This is a genomic window from Paenibacillus sp. SEL3 (assembly GCF_054602585.1).
On sequence record NZ_CM137725.1, the window covers coordinates 5,688,369 to 5,709,120 of the forward strand.

Annotated in this window: 1 protein-coding gene (running past both ends of the window); it reads left to right on the top strand. The window is 52.9% G+C overall.

The whole window is internal to a non-ribosomal peptide synthase/polyketide synthase gene (locus ACYCS5_RS26260) on the top strand: the coding sequence, 42,318 nt in all, runs 15,111 nt past the left edge and 6,455 nt past the right edge, and what appears here is coding positions 15,112-35,863, spanning codon 5,038 (complete) through codon 11,955 (partial); the first complete codon in view begins at position 1. The start codon and the stop codon both lie outside this window.

The following is a 20,752-nucleotide window of genomic DNA, read 5'->3' on the forward strand; positions in this document are numbered from 1 at the left end:
ACTGAACAAAAACAAGACCTGATTCATCACATCATGGTCTTTGAAAACTACCCGATTGGGCAGCAGATGAAGCAGATGGGCGGTTCCGGCGAGACAAAGGCACAAACAGGCTTCTCGATTGCCAATGTGGCACTTGCCGAGCAAACCAACTACGATTTTAACCTGATTGTTGTGCCTGACGAGGATATCTCTATCCTGCTTGAATACAATGCTCTGGTGTATAACCGGTCTGCTATGGAGCGTATCCAGGGCCATATCGACCATGTCATCAGGCAAATTGTGGACAATCCGAATATCCGTGTGAATGAGCTGGAATTGGTAACACCAGAAGAACAGGCACAGATCGTTCAGGTTTGGGGGGATACGGCGGTAGCCTATCCACAGGATCAGACGCTAAGTGCACTGTTCGAGCAGCAGGCCACGAACACGCCGGATCAGGTGGCAGTGCTGTGTGGAGCGGAATCGTTGACCTACGCGGAGTTGAATGAGCGAGCGAACCGTTTGGCTCGGACGCTGCGTGCGGAAGGTGTTGAACCGGATCAACCAGTCGGTATTCTGGTCCGCCGTTCGCTGGAGATGATCGTAGGCATCTACGCGATCCTCAAGGCAGGCGGAGCCTATGTGCCAATCGATCCGGAATATCCGGCCGACCGCATCCGCTTTATGCTGGAGGACTCGGGCGCGAAGCTGGTGCTGACGCAAGCGCATCTGGCGGAGCAAGCATCGCTGAGTTTCAACGGCCAGGTGCTGGTACTGGACCGCGAGAACATCTATCACGAAGATGGCTCGAATCTGGAGCCTCTGGCGGGGCCACATCATGTAGCCTATGTCATCTATACCTCCGGCTCCACAGGAAAACCGAAGGGCGTGATGGTGGAGCATCATTCCGTGCTGAACCGGATTTTGTGGATGCATGATCGTTACGGCTTGAGTGCGGAGGATACGATCCTGCAAAAGACCGCCTTCACGTTCGACGTGTCGGTGTGGGAGCTGTTCTGGTGGTCAATGGTCGGCTCGAAGGTAAGCCTGTTGTCCGTGGGCGGGGAAAAGAACCCGGAAGAGATCGTGGACACGATTGCCCGCGATGGCGTAACCACGATGCACTTTGTACCCGCTATGCTGCATGCGTTTCTGGAGTACGTGGAGCAGCAGCCTCGGGAAGTGATGCAAGCGAAGCTGGGCACGCTGCGCCATGTCTTTGTCAGTGGTGAAGCTTTACCGCCACAGCATGTGGCCCGGTTCCAACGACACGTGTCGAGCCTGACCGGAGCGAAGCTGATCAACCTGTATGGACCAACCGAAGCGACGGTGGACGTATCGTACTTCGATTGCGAGCCGGATGAGGAATATGCGGTGATTCCCATCGGGAAACCGATTCAGAATATTCGTCTATACATTGTGAAGGAAGGCACGGAACAAATGCAGCCGATTGGGGTTGCGGGTGAGCTGTGTATCGGCGGTGTCGGCGTAGCCCGAGGTTATCTGAACCGTCCAGAGCTGACGGCCGAGAAATTTGTGAAAGACCCGTTTGCCGGAGGGGAAGCCGGGTATGAACGGATGTATCGCACCGGCGATTTGGCGAGATGGATGCCGGACGGCAACATTGAATATCTGGGCCGGATCGACCATCAGGTGAAAATCCGGGGCTACCGGATTGAGCTGGGCGAGGTGGAATCGCAGCTGCTCCAAGTGGAATCGGTACGCGAAGCCGTCGTCATGGCTCGTGCGGATGAAACGGGACAAAAACAAATGGTGGCCTACTATGTCGCTGGGCAAGAGATCGGTGCCAGCGAGCTGAGAAGTGAGCTAGGCCGGGAGCTGCCAAGCTACATGGTGCCATCGTACTTTGTACAGCTGGAGCAGATGCCGCTGAGTCCAAATGGCAAAATTGACCGCAAGGCCTTGCCGGCACCGGAAGGCAGCCTGCAAACTGGAGCTGATTATGCAGAGCCGCGTACGGCGCAAGAACGCGCACTGGTAGCGGTCTGGCAGTCGGTACTGGGGCTGCAGACAGTCGGTATTTTGGACAATTTCTTTGATCTAGGCGGCGATTCCATCAAAGCCATCCAAATCGCATCGCGTACGTTCCAGGCCGGTTATAAGCTGGACATGAAGGATTTGTTCCAGTATCCAACGGTTGCAACACTGGCACCGCATATGCATGAGGTCAGCCGTATGGCAGATCAAGGAGAAGTGAGCGGGGAAACCGCGTTGCTACCGATCCAGCATTGGTTCTTTGCGCAGGAGCGCGAGCGTCCGCAGCACTTTAATCAAGCGGTCATGCTCTATCGCGCTGAGGGCTTTAACGAGGCAGTGGTTCGGCAAGTCATGGATCACCTTGTGAAGCATCATGATGCGCTTCGTACGGTTTTCCATCAGGCTCCCGCAGGTTATACGGCTTGGACACGCCCTGTAGAGGAAGGCACGCTGTATACGCTGGAAACGGTGGATTACCGTGAACAGGAAACTTATGCAGAAGCGCTGGAAGCGAAGGTAACGGAAATTCAAAGCAGCATGGACCTGTCCGCAGGACCTTTAGTCAAACTCGGATGGTTCCGCACAGCCGAAGGCGACCATCTGCTAATCGCCATTCACCACTTGGTGGTGGACGGAGTGTCGTGGCGGATTCTGTTCGAAGATTTCTCGACAGGCTACGAGCAAGCGATCAAAGGCGAGCCTGTACGATTGCCCTATAAAACGGATTCCTTCCAAGCATGGGCACGGGAGTTGTCGTCTTACGCCAACCGCCCTGAGGCTGCCTCGGATGAAGTTTATTGGAAGCAGCTGGAACATGCCAAAGCCGAAGCGGCGCCGCTGCCTAAGGATTTTGCCTATGAGGGCTCTTTGAATGCAGACAGCGAAGTGCTGACGGTAGAGTGGACCGAAGCTGAAACGCAGCAGCTGTTAAAGCAGGTCCATCGCGCCTACAACACCGAGGTCAATGATTTGCTGCTGACCGCGCTGGGACTAGCGGTGCACAATTGGACAGGCGCCGGACAGGTACTGGTGAACCTGGAGGGCCATGGCCGGGAAGCGATCCTGCAAGAGATGGATATTACACGTACCGTAGGTTGGTTTACGAGCTTGTATCCAGTGCTGCTGGAGACCGGCAAGGAAATGACACTGGCTCAGCGGATTAAAGAAACGAAGGAAGGTCTGCGCCGGATTCCACATAAAGGGCTGACCTATGGAACTTGGCGCTACTTATCTCCTGCGTCTGCATCGGATGAAGCGCATACGATTGCAGCAGAACCGGAAATCAGCTTTAACTATTTGGGTCAAGTCGATCAGGATCTACAAAACAGTGGAATCGCATTGTCACCCTATAGTGCAGGGGAGACAGAGGATGCACATTCACCGCTGCAATATACGCTAGATTTAAACGCGATGATCTCGGAAGGCACGCTGCGCTTGACGATTGCTTACAGCCGTAAGCAGTATCGTAAAGAAACGCTGGAACGTGTGGCAGGACTGCTTCAATCCGCTTTGCAAGAGGTGATTACGCATTGCGTCGCTCAGGAACAGCCGGAACTGACCCCGAGTGATGTATCCTTCAAAGGTCTGACGACTAGAGAACTGGAACAAATTGCGAAACAGGCGGCACATACCGGTGATTTGGAAAATGTATACGCACTGACGCCGATGCAAAAGGGGATGCTCTTTTATAATCTGATGGATTCGCAATCAGGAGCTTATTTTGAACAGGCCTCCTTTGATCTGCGAGGACATTTTAATATCGCTGCATTTGCGGCCAGTTTGGATGTTTTAATGCAGCGGCATACGGTACTGCGCACGAACTTCTACAGCGGCTGGCAGGATGAACCGCTTCAGGTTGTGTACCGCAATAAGCGCAGTGAACTGTATGTGGAAGATTTAAGGGACATGGAGGACGAGCAGCAAAACGAATACATGCTCGAATTTACGCGTAAAGACAAGCAAAGAGGCTTTGACCTAGCACAAGACGCCTTGATGCGTGTCGCTGTGTTGCGCACAGGTGAGGAGACGTACCGTTTTGTATGGAGTTTCCATCATATCGTGATGGATGGCTGGTGCTTGTCGCTGGTGACAAACGAAGTGTTTGCGAGCTATTTTGCGATCCTGGCCCATAAACAACCGGAACTGGCCCCTGTAACGCCGTACAGTCAATATATCGAATGGCTGGAGCAGCAGGATCGTCAGGCCGCATCAAGCTACTGGAGCAAGGTTCTGGAAGGATATGAGGAGCAGTCTCGTTTGCCACAGGCTAAAATTCAGGGCAAAACGGGGTATCAGTCGGAGCGTTTAGATTTTGATTTGGGCGCGGATCTCACAGCTGGTATTCAGCGTATAGCCAAGCGTTATCAGGTGACGATCAATACGTTGATGCAGACCGTTTGGGGTATTTTGCTGCAAAAATATAATGGCACCGATGATGTCGTGTTTGGCAGCGTGGTATCTGGACGTCCGGCAGACATTCCGAATGTGGAGCACATCATTGGTCTGTTTATCAATACGATTCCGGTGCGTATCCGCAGTCAAGTGGACAGTTTATTCTCCGATGTGATGAAGCAAACCCAGGAGCAATCGATTGCTTCCCATACCTATGATACGTATCCGTTGTATGAAATTCAGGGACTGTCGGAGCTTAAGCAGGATTTGATCAATCATATTCTTATTTTTGAGAACTATCCGGTCGAGGAACAAATCGAGCAATTAGGCAGCGGTGATGAGTCCAGCTTCACGATCACCGGAGCCGAGTCTGTCGAGCAGACCAACTATGACTTTAACCTGGTGGTACTGCCCGGGAACACCATTCACATGAGCTTTGGCTATAATGCCCTGGCCTTTGAACGGGAAAGTGTAGAGCAAGTCCGAGGCCATCTGGTGCAACTGCTGGAGCAGGTGACAGCGAATCCGGACATCCGTGTACATGAGCTGGATATGTTAAGCGAGCAGGAGCGCGAGCAAATTCTCAGCGCATGGGGAGATACGGCTACCGAGTATCCAAGCGAGCAAACGATTCATGGTTTGTTCGAGGTGCAAACCGCGCAGACACCGGAGCAGACAGCCTTGTTCTTTGAAGGAGAAGCGCTGACTTATCGCGAGTTGAATGAACGCGCCAATCGATTAGCTCGTACCTTGCGCAGTCAAGGCGTGACGAAAGATCGTTTGGTGGGTCTGATGACCGAGCGGTCGGTGGATATGATCGTGGGCATCTTCGGGATTTTAAAAGCCGGAGGCGCATATGTCCCCATCGATCCAACCTATCCGGAGGAACGTATCCGCTATATGCTGGACGACTCGGGTGCGAAGCTACTGTTGACACAAAGTCATCTGGTGGACAAAGCAGTTATCGATGGCCAAGTGCTGGTGCTGGATGGAACGCAAACAGTGTATCACGAGGATGGTTCCAACCTGGAGCCGTGGTCCGGTCCAAATGATTTGGCGTATGTGATTTATACATCGGGTACAACAGGGCAGCCGAAGGGCGTTATGCTGGAGCATCACGGGCTGTGCAATCTGAAAACGTATTTTGATCAGACGCTTCGAATCCGCACGTCGGATCATGCGTTGCTGTTCGCTAGCTATTCGTTTGATGCGGCTTGCTGGGAAATCTTCCAAGCGCTGTTCTGCGGAGCCACGTTATATGTGCCAACGACAGAGACGATTTTGAACTACGAGCGGTTTGAGCAATATATGGCGAATCACCGGATTACGGTGGCCGCTTTGCCGCCGACCTATGCGGTGTATCTGGAGCCAGAGCGGATGCCACACCTGCGTATTCTGTTCACTGCGGGTTCAGCATCTTCCACCGAACTGGTATACAAGTGGAAGGATCAAGTGGCGTACTACAACGGCTACGGTCCAACTGAAAACTCAGTTGCAACGTCCATCTGGCCGGTGTCCGAGGATGAGAGAGCTGGACAACTCATTTCCATTGGACGTCCTGTGCCGAATCATCGGGTATACATGGTGGATGGGCATGGACATTTGGCTCCGGTCGGCGTAGCAGGTGAGCTGTGCGTGTCTGGTCCAGGTCTGGCGCGTGGATATCTGGATCGTCCAGAGCTGACGGCGGAGAAATTTGTAGCGAACCCGTTTGCGGTTGGTGAAGCAGGCTATGAACGAATGTACCGTACGGGTGACTTGGCGAGATGGATGCCAGATGGCAACATCGAATATTTGGGCCGGATTGACCATCAGGTGAAAATCCGGGGCTACCGGATCGAGCTGGGTGAGGTCGAGGCACAAATCTTGAAAGTGGAAGACGTGCAAGAGGTCATCGTACTGGCCCAAGCGGACGAACAGGGGCAAAACCAACTGGTGGCGTACTATGTCGCTGAAAGAGACGTAAGCGCTGGGGAGCTGCGTAGCTTACTGGGTGAGGATCTGCCCAACTATATGGTGCCTTCGTATTTCATCCAGCTGGAGCAGATGCCACTGACACCGAACGGTAAAATCGACCGCAAGGCACTGCCAGCACCGGAGGGCAGCTTGCAAAGCGGAGCGGATTATGTAGAGCCGCGCACAGCACTGGAGCAGACGTTAGTGTCCATTTGGCAGTCTGTATTAGGAGCAAAGAGAGTCGGCATTTTGGATAATTTCTTTGATCTGGGCGGCGATTCGATCAAAGCGATCCAGGTATCGTCCCGCTTGCTGCAAGCGGGCTACAAGCTGGAGATGAAGGATTTGTTCCAATATCCGTCCATTTCACTGCTGAGCAGTCATGTACACAAAGTTAGCCGCACAGCCGATCAGCGGGTGGTCTCGGGAGCAGTTAAATTGAGCCCAATACAGCAATGGTTCTTTGGACAATCCTCAGCAGAGCCACATTATTTCAACCAATCGGTGATGCTGTATAGAGCACAAGGATTCGATGAAGCCGCATTGCATCAAACGGTGGCCAAGGTAACTGAGCATCATGATGCGCTACGTATGGTCTTTCGTCAGACGGAACAGGGCTATGAAGCGTGGAATCGCGGTGTGAACGAAGGCGAGCTGTACAGTCTGGACGTTGTTGATTTGACAGGCGTCGAAGACACGGCAGAGGTGGCGATGGCGATTGAAACGAAAGCCAATGCCATCCAAAGCTCTATTCGTCTAGATGAAGGACCGCTGGTGAAGCTGGGACTTTTCCGCTGCATGGATGGAGATCATTTACTGATTGCGATCCACCATTTGGTCGTAGACGGGATTTCATGGCGGATTGTGTTTGAGGATTTTGCCACTGGGTATGAGCAGGCCGTGCGGGGAGAAGCGATTCGCTTGCCATATAAAACGGACTCTTTCTCTGCTTGGGCAGAGCAGTTGTCTCAATATGCGAACAGTCCGGCGATCGACAACGAACGCGAATATTGGCAGCATCTTGCCCAAATGGAAGTTGCATCGTTGCCTAAGGATCAAGAGAGAGCGGAGGGACAACATTCTCTAATCAGAGACACTGCGACGGTGAGCGTAGCTTGGAGCGAACAGGAAACCCGGCTACTGCTTCAGGAATCGCATCGTGCGTACAACACCGAGGTCAATGATCTGCTGTTAACTGCACTCGGCACCGCGTTATATAACTGGAGCGGTCAGGAGCGCGTACTGGTCAATCTGGAGGGCCATGGCCGGGAAGCCATTGTTCCAGATATCGACATCACACGTACCGTGGGCTGGTTTACGAGCCAATATCCGGTGCTGCTTGATGTGGATGGGAAGGCAGAAGTAGGGCAGCGAATCAAGCGGGTGAAGGAAGACCTGCGCCATGTGCCGCATAAGGGCATTGGCTACGGCATTTTGAAATATATGTCTCAGCATGATGTCCATCCTTCCTTGACCTTGCAGCCTGAAATTAGCTTTAACTATTTGGGACAGTTTGATCAGGACTTGGAAAATGGGGATATTACGCTGTCTTCGCATCCAGGTGGAGAGCCGATGAGTGATCATACCGTTCTGGAGCAGCCGCTGAATGTGAACGGCATGATTACAGCAGGCGGGCTGACACTGGACATTCGCTATGACAGTAAGGTATATCAACAGCAAAATGTAGAGAACTTTGCGCAGTTGCTGCAGGAAAGCTTGCAGGAAGTGATCGCGCATTGTGCCTCCCAAGAGCGGAGCGAACTAACCCCAAGCGATGTCTTGTTCAAAGGCTTGTCGTTGGAACAACTGGAGCAATTGACGGAGCAAACGGCTTCTGTGGGCGAACTGGAAAATGTGTATGCTCTTTCGCCGATGCAGAAGGGGATGCTGTTCCATAGTCTGATGGAGCCGGACTCAGGTGCATACTTCCAGCAAGCGTCGTTTGATCAAAAAGGCAGCTTTGATGTTGAAATTTTCCGCAAGAGTCTAGATGTACTGACACAGCGTCATGAAGCACTGCGGACGAATTTCCATCGATTTGAAACAGGACATGGTCCGGAGCCATTGCAAATCGTGTTCCGTCACAAAGATAGCGATCTGTCCTTCAAGGATATACGCGAAATGCAGGAAGCGGAGCAACAGGCGTATATCCAGACGTTTAAGCAGGAAGACCAGGCTAGAGGCTTTGATCTCGGTACGGATGCACTTATGCGCGTACAGGTATTGCAAACCGATGAAGAAACGTATCATTTGGTCTGGAGCTTCCATCACATTGTCATGGATGGCTGGTGCTTATCGCTCGTTACAGGCGAAGTGTTTGGTACGTACTTTGCGCTGCTGGAGCAGAAGCAGCCGGAGCTTGCTCATATCACACCGTACGGCCAATATATCGAATGGCTAGAGCGTCAGGATGAACGTGCGGCAAAAGAGTATTGGAGCAGCTATTTGGCAGGCTTTGAACAGCAAACCTTGTTACCTGGATTGGATACTTCATCGAAAGACCACGTGGCGGACAGCAGGGATCATACGGTGTCCAATACAGCAAGCGAAACCAGCGAATATGTTTCTGAAAAAATAACGGTAGATCTGGATCCAACGTGGAGCGAAGCCATGTACCGGATTGCAAAGCAGCAGCAGGTCACGATTAATACGCTGATGCAGAGCGTGTGGGGCCTTATTTTGCAGCAATATAACAACAATGAGGATGTTGTATTCGGCAGTGTCGTATCTGGACGTCCGACGGATATTGCGGGTGTAGAGCATATGATCGGTCTGTTCATTAATACGATCCCGGTTCGGATTCAAAGTGAACGGAATGCCACGTTTGTGGACATCATGCGGAAAACGCAGGAGCAAGCGTTGGCTTCGGGGGTATATGACAGCTTCCCGCTATATGAAATTCAGGCGCTGACCGAGCAGAAGCAAAATCTGATTAACCACATTATGGTATTTGAGAACTATCCGGTTGAGGAGCAAGTCGAGCAGTTGGGTGAAGTTCGTCCATCCGCTTTTGAAATTACGAATGTAGAGGTTGTTGAGCAAACGAATTATGATCTGGACTTGATTGTGATGCCAGATGAAACCTTCCGTATCATGTTTAGATATAACGCCAATGTATACGATCGGTCTACGATCGAGCGGATGCAGGGACATGTACTGCATGTCATCGAGCAAATAATTGACAATCCGCATATCCGTGTGAATGAGCTGGAATTGGTGACACCGGAAGAGCGGGCACAGACCGTTCAGGTCTGGGGGGATACGGCGGCAACCTATCCGCAGGATCAAACGCTAAGCGCACTGTTCGAGCAGCAGGCCGCGAACACGCCGGAGCAAGTGGCGGTGTTGTGTGGAGCGGTATCGTTGACCTACGCGGAGCTGAACGAGCGAGCCAACCGTCTCGCACGCACCTTGCGTGCGCAAGGGGTTAAACCGGATCAGCCTGTGGGCATTCTGGTTCACCGTTCATTGGACATGATTGTAGGCATCTATGCGATTCTCAAGGCCGGCGGAGCCTATGTGCCGATTGATCCGGAATATCCGGCTGATCGTATCCGCTTTATGCTGGAGGACTCGGGAGCGAAGCTGGTGCTGACGCAATCGCATCTGGCGGAGCAAGCATCGCTGAGTTTCGACGGCCAGGTGCTGGTGCTGGATCGTCAGGAGCAGGCTGGCCAAGACATTTACCACGAAGACGGTTCGAATCTGGAGCCACTGGCCGGACCGCACCATGTCGCCTATGTCATTTATACGTCCGGCTCCACGGGAAAACCGAAGGGCGTTATGGTTGAGCACCATTCCGTTCTGAACCGGATTTTGTGGATGCATGATCGGTACGGCTTGAGTGCGGAAGATACGATCCTGCAAAAGACGGCCTTCACCTTCGACGTGTCGGTGTGGGAGCTGTTCTGGTGGTCGCTGGTCGGCTCGAAGGTGAGCCTGTTGTCCGTGGGCGGGGAAAAGAACCCGGAAGAGATCGTGGACACGATTGCCCGCGACGGAGTGAGCACGATGCACTTTGTACCTGCCATGCTGCATGCGTTCCTGGAGTATGTGGAGCAGCAGCCACGGGAAGTAATGCAAGCGAAACTGGCAACGCTGCGTCATGTCTTTGCCAGTGGTGAAGCCTTGCCGCCACAGCATGTGGCTCGCTTCCAACGGCTCGTGTCGAGCCTGACCGGAGCGAAGCTGATCAACCTGTACGGTCCAACCGAAGCGACGGTGGACGTATCGTACTTTGATTGCGAGCCGACGGAAGAATATGCAGTCATTCCGATCGGAAAACCGATTCAAAACATTCGCCTGTACATCGTGAAGGAAGGCACGGAGCAATTGCAGCCGATTGGGGTTGCAGGGGAGTTGTGCATCGGTGGTGTCGGTGTGGCACGTGGGTATCTGAACCGTCCGGAGCTGACGGCCGAGAAATTTGTGAAAGATCCGTTTGCCGGCGGGGAAGCCGGGTATGAGCGGATGTACCGCACCGGCGATTTGGCGAGATGGATGCCGGACGGCAACATTGAATATTTGGGCCGGATCGACCATCAGGTGAAAATCCGGGGGTACCGGATTGAGCTCGGCGAGGTCGAAACGCAGCTGCTCCAAGTAGCGTCCGTGCGAGAAGCGGTTGTCATGGCTCGTGCAGACGAAACGGGACAAAAACAAATGGTGGCCTACTATGTTGCTGGACAAGAGATCGGTGCCAGCGAGCTGAGAAGTGAGCTGGGCCGGGAACTGCCAAGCTACATGGTGCCGTCCTACTTTGTACAACTGGAACAAATGCCGCTGAGTCCAAATGGAAAAATTGACCGCAAGGCCCTACCAGCACCGGAAGGCAGCCTGCAAAGCGGAGCCGATTATGTCGCACCGCGGACGTGGGTGGAAGTGAAGCTGGCGCAAATTTGGCAGGATGTGCTGGGCCTGGCGCAGGTCGGCGTGAAGGAAAATTTCTTTGAGATTGGTGGACACTCGCTGCGGGCGACGACACTGGCCTCGAAGATTCACAAGGAGTTGAACAAGCCGCTTCCCCTGCGCAGTATTTTTGAAGCACCCACGATTGAACAACTGGCAGCCGTTCTGGAAGGTCTGGATCAAGTGGTGTACGCGTCCATTCCGGTAACAGAAGAACGCAGCTTCTACCCGTTATCTTCAGCACAAAAACGACTGTATGTACTGCATCAGTTTGATCCAAGTGATGTGAACTACAACATGCCGTCAGTGCTGCAAGTGAGCGGTCCGCTGGATGTGAAACGAGTAGAAGACGTGTTCCGTCAACTAATCGATCGTCATGCAACCTTGCGTACCCGCTTTGAGCTGGTAGACAATGAGCCGATGCAATGGATTGAGGATACCGTGCCATTCGAGGTGGAATATACGAAGGTACAGGTAGAGAGTGTGATTACGGATACGGATCAGGACACAGCTACAGGAATGGATACAACTACAGCTACGTACACGAGGATTAGCCAGGAAGCACAAGAACGGGTACGGCAGTTTATCCGTCCGTTTGATCTAAAAGCTGCACCGCTGCTGCGGGTAGGCTTGGTGGATCTGGGTGTCCAAGGAGTAGAGCAAGAATCCCAGCATTTACTCATGCTCGACATGCACCATATCGTTTCGGATGGCGTGTCGATGGAGGTACTGACCGATGAGTTTGTCCGCTTGTATGGCGGTGAAGAACTGTCGCCATTGCGGATTCAGTACAAGGATTATGCCGTATGGCAGCAAAGCGAAACCCATCAGGAGTGGATGCAGCGTCAGGAAGCGTACTGGCTGGGCACCTTCCGGGGCGGAGTGCCTGTACTGGATCTGTCAACCGACTTTGCCCGTCCGGCGGTGCAGAGTACGGCAGGGGATACGATCGAGTTTGCACTGGGGCGTGAGGTTAGTGAACGCCTGAAAGAACTGGCTTCGCAAACAGGCGCTACCCTGTATATGGTGCTGCTGGCGGCGTACACTACGCTCTTGCACAAATATACAGGCCAAGAGGACATTGTTGTCGGCACGCCGATTGCAGGACGACCGCATGCGGAGCTCAGTAATCTGGTGGGTATCTTCATTAACACGCTGGCGATTCGCAATTATCCGTCCAGCGACAAAACGTTCCTGGATTATCTGCAAGAGGTGAAGGAGCATGCGCTCAGTGCTTATGAGCATCAGGACTATCCTTTTGAAGAACTGGTTGAACAGCTGAATTTGACAAGAGATACGAGCCGAAATGCGCTGTTTGACACGATGTTTGAGTTGAAAACCTTGGAGCAACAGGAGTTACTGCTGGAAGGTTTGACCTTGAGCTCCTATCCACTGGAAAATCATACGGCCAAGTTTGATCTGACTTTAGATGCAGTGGAGCAGCCAGAAGGCATTCTGTGCAGTCTGGAATACAGCACGGCGTTGTACAAGCCTGAGACCATTGCGCGATTGGCACAGCATTTTGCGGAAATCGTTCGAGCTATTGCATACCATCCACAACAGCCCCTGGCAACTTTGAATATGGTAACCGTTGAGGAAAAGGAGCAACTCATCTACGGTTTTGGAGAAGTGGGAGTAACGGATGGTGCCGCAGTTGAAGCAGGAGCCCTGTTCCATACCTATGTGGAAGAACAGGCACAGCTTGTACCAGATCACGTGGCGGTGGTGTACGAGGAGGAGCAGCTCACTTACCGGAAACTGAACGAGCGCGCGAACCAATTGGCGCGGAGATTGCGGAATGAAGGCGTTGGACGCGAGTCGATTGTCGGCATTTTGAGTGAACGCTCGGTAGACATGCTGGTCGGCGTACTGGCGGTGTGGAAGGCGGGAGGCGCCTATGTGCCGCTGGATGCAGACTATCCGTCTGAACGGATTCGTTTCATGCTGGAGGACAGTGGTGCGACGGTATTGTTGACCCAAATCGGCTTACAGGAGCAAGCACAGATATGGCTTGGGGAAAGCCGACAGGCCTTGGCCGGAGGGCAGACTGAGGGTGAGTTGGAAACAGCGGCTGGTGCTGAAACGATGGAAAGAGATAGCCTAAATGAAAACTTAGGCTTGAAATCAGATTCGAAGTCTGACAGCGAAGCAGCATCCGAACCGGCAACAGGGCTGCGTCTGCATACCGTACTGGCATTGGACGATGAGTCACTGTACACCGGAGATACGACAGACGTCGATCACATCAACGAACCGCACGATTTGGCGTATGTGATCTATACATCCGGGACAACCGGACGGCCGAAGGGCGTCATGATCGAGCATCGCAGCCTGGTGAATACGGCTGCGGCGTATCGCAGGGATTATCGCCTGAACCAATTCCCAGTCCGACTGCTGCAACTGGCGAGCTTCTCGTTCGACGTATTCGTCGGGGATATCGCGCGGACGCTCTATAACGGCGGCACGATGGTCATTTGTCCGAAAGACGACCGGATTGATTTCAGCCGTCTGCACGGATGGATTCGCGATGTCCAGATTACCGTGTTCGAATCGACTCCGGCCCTGATCGTACCGTTTATGCAGCATGTGCATGAACAGGGCCTGGACATGAGTAGTCTGGAGCTTCTAATCACCAGCTCAGACAGCTGCAGTGTGACGGACTACCGGGTGCTGCAAGAGCGGTTTGGTGCGGATATCCGCATTATGAACAGCTACGGCGTCACCGAAGCGGCGATTGACTCCAGCTTCTACGACGAAGATCTGTCGAAGCTGCCAAGCAGCGGCCATGTGCCGATTGGTCAGGCGTGGCTGAACGCACGCTTCTACATTGTGGACAGCCAGCTGAATCCGGTGCCGATCGGCGTACTGGGTGAGCTGTGCATTGGCGGAGCCGGGGTGGCACGAGGCTACCTGAATCGTGCAGACCTGACAGCCGAGAAATTCGTAGCGAATCCGTATGTACCAGGTGAACGGTTGTACCGTACAGGCGATTTGGCGCGATGGATGCCGGACGGCAATGTAGACTTTATCGGCCGGATGGATGATCAAGTCAAAATCCGGGGCTTCCGGATTGAACTGGGCGAGGTGGAAGCGCAGCTGCTGACCGTGGACGGCATTCAGAAAGCCATCGTCACCGCCTGGGAAAACGAAGACGGAGACAAGGATCTGTGTGCGTATGTCGTAGCCTCGGAGGCGCTGAATTTGCCGGATCTGCGCAGCACACTCCAGCCCAAACTGCCGGGCTATATGATCCCGACCTATGTCGTACAACTGGATCGTTTCCCGCTGACACCGAACGGAAAAATTGACCGCAAAGCGTTGCCTGCGCCAGAAGCGCGCCTCGAAGGAGGCACGGCGTACGTGGCACCGCGCACACCGCTGGAAGAGCAGTTGGTACGTATTTGGCAAAGTGTTCTGAATCATCCGCAGATCGGTATTAAGGACCATTTCTTTGAAGTCGGAGGACATTCTTTGCGCGCGACAACACTGATGGCGAAAATCCATCAGGAGCTGAATTACAAGCTGGCTCTGCGAGATATTTTCCAATATCCGACGATTGAACAATTGGTGCAGGTGATGGGTGAAGATCAGACCCAGCAAACGTATGTATCTATTCCTGTGGTGGAGGAGCGTGAATATTATCCTGTTTCCTCAGCGCAAAAACGGATGTACGTGCTGAGTCACCTGGAAGGTGGAGAGGTTAGCTACAATATGCCGGGCGCTTTGATTATCGAAGGTTCCTTGGATAAAAAACGACTGGAACAAGCCTTCCGCCAGCTGATTGCCCGTCATGAAGCCCTGCGAACCCGATTCGAGATGGTGGATGGTGAGGTGATTCAACGGATTGAATCGGGCGTCGCATTCAGCGTGGAGTATGTGCAGGCAAGCGAAGAAGAGACCCAGCAGTATGCACTAGACTTTGTACGCGCATTTGATCTCGCACAAGCACCATTGCTGCGGGTTCAGCTGGTGGAAACCGGACCGGAGCGACACGTCATGCTCTATGACATGCACCATATTATTTCGGATGGCGTCACGGAAGGAATTATTGTGCAGGAGTTCTCTCAATTGTATGAAGGCAAGGAACTGCCGCCACTGAGCATCCAGTACAAGGATTACGCGGTTTGGCAGCATGCCGATATGCAAAGTGAACGTCTTCGTGAGCAGGAAAGCTACTGGCTGAACACGATGGCTGGTGACATTCCGGTGCTGGATATGCCTACGGATTTTGCAAGACCCGCCGTACAGCGTCTGGAAGGAGCGCGATTGGAATTTGCGATCAGCCTGGAGGACAGCGAACAGTTGAAACAGCTGGCCGCGCAAACCGGCTCCACCTTGTACATGGTATTGCTGGCCGCGTATAGCACGCTTTTGCATAAATATTCGGGACAGGAAGACATTATCGTCGGCACGCCGATTGCCGGAAGACCACATGCGGAACTGGAGGGCTTGGTAGGCGTATTCCTGAACACGCTGGCGATCCGCAATTATCCGGCTGGCGACAAAACGTTCCTGGATTACTTGCAAGAGGTCAAAGAGCATGCGCTCAGTGCGTATGAGCATCAGGAATATCCTTTTGAAGAGCTGGTTGAAAAGCTGAATTTAACGCGGGATACGAGCCGGAATGCGCTGTTTGACACCATGTTTGAATTGAAAACATTTGAACAGCAGGAGTTCGAGCTGGAGGGACTGACCTTTAAGACGTATCCGACGGACAATCATACGGCCAAATTTGATCTGACCTTGGATGCCGTGGAGCAGCCGGAAGGCATTCTGTGCAGTCTGGAATACAGCACGGCGCTGTACAAGCCTGAGACCATCGCGCGATTGGCACAGCATTTTACCGAGCTCGTACGTGCCATTACTCTTCATCCGCAGCAATCACTGGCAGCTTTGGAAATGGTAACTGTCGAGGAAAAAGCACAAATCATCTACGGTTTTGGAGATGTGGGAGTATCGGATGTTACTGCTGAAGCAGGAGCCTTATTCCATACCTATGTGGAAGAACAGGCGCAGCTTGTACCAGATCACGTGGCGGTGGTGTACGAGGAACAACAACTGACGTACCGCACACTGAACGAGCGTGCGAACCAATTAGCCCGTAGACTGCGAAATGAAGGCATTGGACGCGAGTCGATTGTTGGCATTTTGAGTGAACGTTCGGTCGACATGCTGGTTGGCGTACTGGCGGTGTGGAAGGCAGGAGGCGCCTATGTGCCGCTGGATGCAGATTATCCGTCCGAACGTATTCGTTTCATGCTGGAGGACAGTGGTGCGACGGTACTGTTGACCCAAATCGGCTTGCAGGAGCGTGCACAGGCATGGCTCGAGGAAAGCCAACCTACATCCGAACCCGCAACAGGGCTGCGTCTGCACACCGTACTGGCACTGGACGATGAGTCGCTGTACACCGGAGATACCACAGACGTCAATCACATCAACGAACCGCAGGATCTGGCGTATGTGATCTACACGTCCGGTACTACAGGACGCCCGAAAGGGGTCATGATCGAGCATCGCAGCTTGGTGAATACCGCCGCGGCGTATCGTCGGGATTATCGCCTGAACCAGTTCCCGGTACGTTTGCTGCAGCTGGCAAGCTTCTCCTTCGACGTGTTCGTCGGTGATATTGCCCGGACGCTCTATAACGGTGGAACGATGGTCATCTGTCCGAAAGACGACCGGATTGACCCAAGCCGTCTGTATGGCTGGATTCACGACTATCAGATTACGGTGTTCGAATCGACACCGGCCTTGATCGTACCGTTTATGCAGCATGTATATGAGCAGGGACTGGACATGAGCAGTCTGGAATTGCTGATTACCAGCTCGGATAGCTGCAGCGTGACGGATTACCGGGTGCTGCAAGAACGATTTGGCGCAGATATTCGCGTTATGAACAGCTACGGCGTTACGGAAGCGGCGATCGACTCTAGCTTCTACGACGAAGAACTGTTGAAGCTGCCGGACAGTGGCAGTGTACCGATTGGTCAGGCGTGGCTGAATGCACGGTTTTACATCTTGGACAGCCAGCTGAATCCGGTGCCGATCGGCGTACTGGGCGAGTTGTGCATCGGTGGAATTGGGGTAGCACGGGGATACCTGAACCTTGCGGACCTGACGGCCGAGAAATTCGTAGCCAATCCGTTCGTGCCAGGTGAACGATTATACCGCACAGGTGACTTGGCGCGATGGATGCCGGACGGCAATGTGGACTTTATCGGCCGGATGGACTATCAAGTGAAAATCCGGGGCTATCGGATCGAGCTGGGCGAGATCGAAACGGCGATCCAGCGGGTGCCGGGTGTACGTCAAGCGGTAGTCATCGACCGGACGGATGAGCGTGGACACAAGTACTTGTGCGGATACATCACAGGAGAAGCTGAGCTGCGGATCGAGGAGGTACAGGCCGAACTGGAAGCCGGACTGCCAGCGCACATGGTGCCTGCACGTTTGATGCGACTGGAGACGATCCCGCTGACCAGCAACGGTAAAATCGACCGTAAGGCCTTGCCGGAACCGGAAGGAAGCATCCATACGGGTGCAGCCTATGTGGCACCGCGTACCACGGTGGAGCAAGTACTGGCTGCGGTATGGGCCGGGGTGCTCGGCGTGGAAGCGGTAGGCACGCAGGATAACTTCTTTGAACTGGGTGGCGATTCGATCAAGGCCTTGCAAGTATCCTCCCGATTGCTGCAAGCAGGTTATCGACTGGAGATGAAAGACCTGTTCAGTCATCCAACCGTGTCTGCCTTGGCACTGAAAGTTCAATCGGTGACCCGATTGGCGGATCAGAGCGAAGTGGTGGGCGCTGTGAAGCTGACACCTGTTCAACACTGGTTCTTTGAGCAAAACCTGACGGATGCTCATCATCATAACCAGTCCATCATGCTGCATAGCAAGGACGGTTTTGATGAACCGGCCCTGCGCACGGCGATGGATCAAATCGTTAGCCATCACGACGCACTGCGGATCGTTTTCCGTCCTACGGAGCACGGATATGAAGCCTGGAACCGCGCAATTGGGGAGGGCGAGCTGTATACGCTGGAACGTATAGACCTCAGCCATGAGACTGAGGTGTCTGCGGCGATCGAGGCTAAAGTGAATGAAATTCAGGCGGGTATTCAGTTAAGCGAAGGACCGCTGGTGAAACTGGGGCTGTTCCATTGCCCAGATGGTGATCATTTGCTGATGGCGATTCATCACTTGGTGGTGGATACCGTATCTTGGCGCATTTTGTTCGAGGATATTACAACCGCCTACGAGCAGGCATTGAACGGACAAACGGCTCGCCTTCCGCACAAAACGGATTCGTTCCGCACCTGGGCGGATGGGCAGTCTCAATATGCGAATAGTCCGGCCATGGCGGCAGAACTCGCATTCTGGCAGGAAATGGAACAGGGCGTATATCAGCCGCTTCCAAAAGACGAGTCCCCTTCTCATTCCTTGAATAGGGACAGCGAGAACATGACAGTTACGTGGACAGCTCAGGAAACGGAGCAGCTGTTAAAACAGGTGCATCGTGCCTACAACACGGAGATGAATGATTTACTGCTTACCGCCTTAGGACTGACTATTCATCGCTGGGCGGGCCTGGAACGAGTGCTCGTGAGCCTGGAAGGCCATGGACGGGAATCCATTTTGCCAGAACTGGATATTACGCGCACCGTGGGCTGGTTTACGACCCAATTCCCGGTGGTGCTGGATATGAGCGTGGGGCAAGACCTTTCACAGCGCATCAAACAGGTGAAAGAAGGACTCCGCCGCATTCCGCAAAAGGGCATTGGCTACGGGATGTTGAGATACCTGTCCGCAGCACGTGAGCCAGAGCGTTTTGTGACCGAACCTGAAATCAGTTTTAACTATTTGGGACAATTTGATCAAGATATGCAAAGCCAGTCCATGGATGTATCTCCTTACTCTTCTTACTCTAGCGGTGTAGAGCTTAGCGCCCATGCAGCCAGATCGCACACGCTGGATATGAACGGACTGATTTCGGAAGGCAAGCTGCAATTGACAATCAGCTACAGCAAGCAGGAATATCGCCATGAAACGATGGAGCAGTTAGCTGAACAATTCAGAACCAGCTTGCAGGAAATCATTACGCATTGCGTAGGCCGCAAACAGCAAGAACTGACGCCAAGCGATGTCATGCTTAAACATGTAACGATGGCCGAGCTGGATCAATTGGTAGAACGGACTCGTGACATCGGGGAACTGGAAAATGTCTATGCGTTGACGCCGATGCAAAAAGGCATGTTGTTCCATAGTCTGATGGATGCAGCATCCGGGGCTTATTTTGAACAAACGACCTTTGATTTGCACGGACGTTTCCAAGCGGATATTTTCCAGGATAGCTTGAATCATTTGGCGCAGCGGCATGAGATCTTTAGAGCTAATTTCATCAGCGGTTGGCAGGATGAGCCTGTGCAGGTGATTTTCCGCCGCAAGGAGGTTGGTTTCAGATGTGAAGATTTGCGTCATCTGAATGAGCAGGAACGTGACGCGTATGTGCAGGAATTTATTCGCAAGGACAAGGCAGCCGGATTCGATTTGTCCCGGGATGCGTTGATGCGCGTGGCGATTTTACGAACAGGTGATGAGGATTATTATTTTGTGTGGAGCTCTCATCACATCTTGATGGATGGCTGGTGTGTGGCTTTAGTCACGGATGAGGTGTTTGAGGCTTATTTTGCAGCCGTGGAGCATAGACAGCCGAAGCTTGCCCCCGTGACTCCATACAGTCAGTATATTGAGTGGCTTGAAGCACAGGATGAAGAAGCAGCAGCTTCCTACTGGAAGGATTATTTGCTCGGCTATGATCAGCAAACTTCGATTCCGACCGGAAAAGTAGGCGTGAAAGCGGGCGATGCACAATTTGAGCATATCCTGTGCGATCTGGGCAAGGACTTGACCGGACGTATGGAAATGGTGGCCAAGCAGCACCACGTGACCCCGAATACATTGCTGCAAACCGCCTGGGGCTTACTGCTTCAAAAGTACAACGGTAGTGACGACGCTGTTTTTGGCGGTGTAGTGTCGGGTCGTCCAGCGGATATTTCGGGGATTGAAAATATGGTGGGCTTGTTCATTAACACCATTCCAATACGTATCCGCAGTGGGGCTGAGGACACCTTTGCCGACCTGATCAGAACGAATCAGAAACAGGCGCTGACTTCTCAAGATTATGAAACGTATCCGCTGTATGAAATTCAAGCCTTGACCGAGCAAAAGCAAGACCTGATCAACCACATTATCGTGTTTGAAAACTATCCGGTGGAGGAGCAGGTCGAGCAACTTGGGGAAGGTGCAGCGTCGGATTTTGAAATTCGCAATGCCGGCATGATTGAACAAACCAACTATGATTTCAATCTGGTCGTTATGCCGCAGGAAGCGATGAAAATCCGATTTGAATACAATGCGAAGTTATATGATCGGGAAGCCGTTGAACGGACTCAGGGCCATCTGATACAGCTGTTGGAGCAGGTGGTAGCGAAGCCGGACATTCGGGTGCAGGAGC